4 protein-coding genes and 1 pseudogene are annotated in these 2815 nt (G+C 72.6%); 1 reads left to right on the top strand and 4 read right to left on the bottom strand.

The window, feature by feature from the left end:
* Positions 1-127: 127 nt before the first annotated feature.
* Positions 128-508: a YchJ family protein gene (locus tag N869_RS14130; protein ID WP_035062646.1), complete on the top strand. Its 381-nt coding sequence runs from the start codon at positions 128-130 to the stop codon at positions 506-508.
* Positions 509-525: 17 nt separating this feature from the next.
* On the opposite strand, the gene N869_RS14125 is transcribed toward N869_RS14130, so the two are convergent.
* The 4 genes and pseudogenes from N869_RS14125 to N869_RS17970 form a co-directional block, all read right to left on the bottom strand.
* Positions 526-771, bottom strand: a complete 246-nt coding sequence (locus tag N869_RS14125; RefSeq protein ID WP_035062644.1) for a hypothetical protein — start codon at positions 769-771, stop codon at positions 526-528.
* Positions 719-1852, bottom strand: coding sequence for a bile acid:sodium symporter family protein (locus N869_RS14120; protein ID WP_084137224.1), 1134 nt, complete (start codon positions 1850-1852; stop codon positions 719-721). Before N869_RS14120 ends, N869_RS14125 begins: the two co-directional genes overlap by 53 nt.
* Positions 1849-2610: a cysteine hydrolase family protein gene (locus N869_RS14115; protein WP_035062643.1), complete on the bottom strand. Its 762-nt coding sequence runs from the start codon at positions 2608-2610 to the stop codon at positions 1849-1851. Before N869_RS14115 ends, N869_RS14120 begins: the two co-directional genes overlap by 4 nt.
* Positions 2607-2815 (bottom strand): annotated as a pseudogene (locus tag N869_RS17970) (hypothetical protein); the annotation flags it as partial. The pseudogene N869_RS17970 and the gene N869_RS14115, both read right to left, overlap by 4 nt.

Here is a 2815-nt window from a genome sequence, read left to right as displayed (position 1 = left end):
GAGATCGTGAGTTTCGGTCGAGATCGTGACTTGGAACTCACGATCTCGACGGAGAAGCACGATCTCGGCGTCCGGCGTCTGAGGTCGAGCGCGTGGGGGGTGGGGGCGGGCGGGACATACTGCGGGGGTGAGTGCGACGCGGTGCCCGTGCCTGAGTGGTGACACGTACGACGTGTGCTGCGCGCGGTTCCACAGCGGGGCCACGCAGGCGCCCACCGCCGAGCAGCTCATGCGCTCGCGGTACGCGGCATTCGCCGTCGGGGATCCCGGGTACCTGACCAGGACCTGGCACCCCAGCACCCGGCCGGAGGACCTGGAGCTGGACGACGACGTCCGCTGGACCCGCCTGGACGTGCTGAGCGCCGTGGCCGGAGGGCCGTTCGACGCCCACGGAGTCGTGGAGTTCGTCGCCCACTACCGGCAGGGCACCAACAGGGGCCGGATGCACGAGGTCAGCACCTTCACGCGCGACGACGGACGGTGGCTGTACGTGGGGCCGACCGCCTGAGCAGGCGCGGTCGCGGGTCAGCCGAACTGCTCCAGCAAGGGGCGGGTCATGAAGATCAGGCTGACGAGGAACGCGGCGATCACGATCGCGAGCAGGCGTAGGTGACGGGGCCCCTTGACGGCGAACACCCCGGCGGCGGCGGCTCCCATGAACGGGCTGATGATCACCCCGACCAGGGCGATGACCACCAGCCACACCATCGGGCGGGCGTCACGGCGGGGTGCCTCGTCGTCGTGGTGGGTCGGTCCGTGGTGGGTGCTCACGGTGGTGGTCCTTCTGCCGGGCCTCGGGGTCGGCACCGACCCTACCGACCGGGTCCGGTGCCCGGGACGCGAGTCGACGGGCGAGTGTGGCACCCACCAGCAGCTGCACCTGGTGGAAGATCATCAACGGCAGGAGCATGACGCCCAGGGACGCCGGTGGCAGCAGCACCATCGCGATCGGCACCCCCGACGCCAACGACTTCTTCGACCCGCACATCAGCAGGACCACCCGGTCCGCACGGTCGAACCCCAGGCGCCTGCCGGCCGTGGCGGTCAGCGCCAATGCCGCTGCCAGCACCGCCGAGACCAGCACCGTGATCACCAGCAGGTCGCGTACGGACACCGTGGCCCAGATCCCGTCCGTGACCGCGTCGCTGAACGCCGCGTACACCACCAGCAGGATCGCCCCACGGTCGGCCGCGCGCGTCAGGGCCGGGCGCCTGGTCACCAACCCGACCAGGTGGCGGCGCAGCAGCTGCCCCGCGACGAACGGCACCAGCAGCTGCACCGCGATGCGCCCCAACGCCCCGCCGGTCACGTCCAGCACCCCACCCATGAGCAACGCCACCAGCACCGGTGCCATCACGATGCCCAGCAGGTTCGACAACGACGCCGACACCACCGCACCCGCCACGTTCCCCCGCGCGATCGACGTGAACGCGATCGAGGACTGCACCGTCGAGGGCAGCAACGTCAGGAACAGGACCCCGCGGGCCAGGTCCTGCGGCAGCACCGGCCCGGCCAGCAGGTACGCGAGCAGACCCAGCAACGGGAACACCACGTACGTCACCGCCAGCACCGCGGTGTGCAACCGCCAGGCCCGCACCGCCGCCCACGCCTCGGCGGTGGGCAGCCGCACCCCGTACAGGAAGAACAGGAACGCGACCGCCCCGAAGACCACCGACCCCAGGTGCTCGGCCACCACCCCGCGTGCCGGCAGCACCGAGGCGAGCGCCACCACACCCACCAGCATCGCCAGGAACGGGTCGACCCTCGCAGCGACGGCCCGTGCCGCCCGTGCGATGCGGGCCCGACCAGGTCCGCGCCTTGCGGTGCGAGGCCGCTCCGGCGCGGTGGTCATGCGCCCGCCCGCCGCACCGCCGGCAGGAGGTTCGCCGCACGGGTCGTGAACCCGTAGCACTGGCGCACGTTGTAGACGGTGGCGTCCATGCAGAACGACGGCGACGTCGTGGCCACCGCGTCCTCGACCATCACCACGTCGTACCCGAGGTTCGCGGCGTCGGTGAGGGTGTTCAGCACGCACTGGTCGGCGTTCACCCCGGTGAGGAGCAGGGTGTCGACCCGCAGGTTGCGCAGCACCGAGTCCAGCACGGTGTCCACGAACCCGCTCATCCGGAACTTGGGCACGTGCACGTCACCCGGCTCCACCACGGCGGCGAGCTCCTCGACCAGGGCCGCCGCCCACGACCCCTCCTGCAGCACCGGTGCACCCGCCCGGTTGCTGAGGGAGCCGATCCCCGTGCCCGTGCCCGCCGGGTCGTACACGTGCAGGACCCCCGGCGGCAGGTTCGCCCGGTCCGGGCGGTTGCCCCACCCCACCCACACCACCGCAGCGCCCGCCCCGCGCAGGGCCGGGACCAGCTCGGCCAGCACCGGGATCGGGGCGCGGGCCGGGGTGACGTCCACCCCGATGCCCGCCAACCAGCCGTCGGGGTGGCAGAAGTCGTTCTGCATGTCCACGACCACCACGGCCGTGCGGGCCAGGTCCAGGACGAGGTCCTGCGGTGCGGCCGTGACCTCCACCGGCACCGGGCCGCGTGCGGAGCGGCGCAGGTCCGCGGTGGTGTCGCTCAACGTCCACGCGTTGCGTCCCGTCACTGCGCCACCTCCTCGGTCAGCAGGAGCCGCACCAGGTCCCGGTCGGTGCCTGGCCCGCCCACCAGGCACAGCCCCAGCGGTAGGGACCCGACCCTGCCCAGGGGCGCCGACAGGGCCGGCAGCCCGGCCGCCGACGCCAGGCACGTCAGCCGCAACGTCGCCGCCCTCGCGCGGTCCACCGCGTCCTCGTCGGCGTCGACGGCCA

Origin of the sequence: Cellulomonas bogoriensis 69B4 = DSM 16987 (assembly GCF_000767165.1) — a bacterium.
Classification (GTDB): domain Bacteria; phylum Actinomycetota; class Actinomycetes; order Actinomycetales; family Cellulomonadaceae; genus Actinotalea; species Actinotalea bogoriensis.
This window is presented reverse-complemented; position numbering and strand designations above follow the sequence as displayed.

Bases quoted from the DNA above. Each gene is read 5' to 3' on its own strand.
- N869_RS14120 (WP_084137224.1), bottom strand. From the start codon at position 1,852: ATGACCACCGCGCCGGAGCGGCCTCGCACCGCAAGGCGCGGACCTGGT.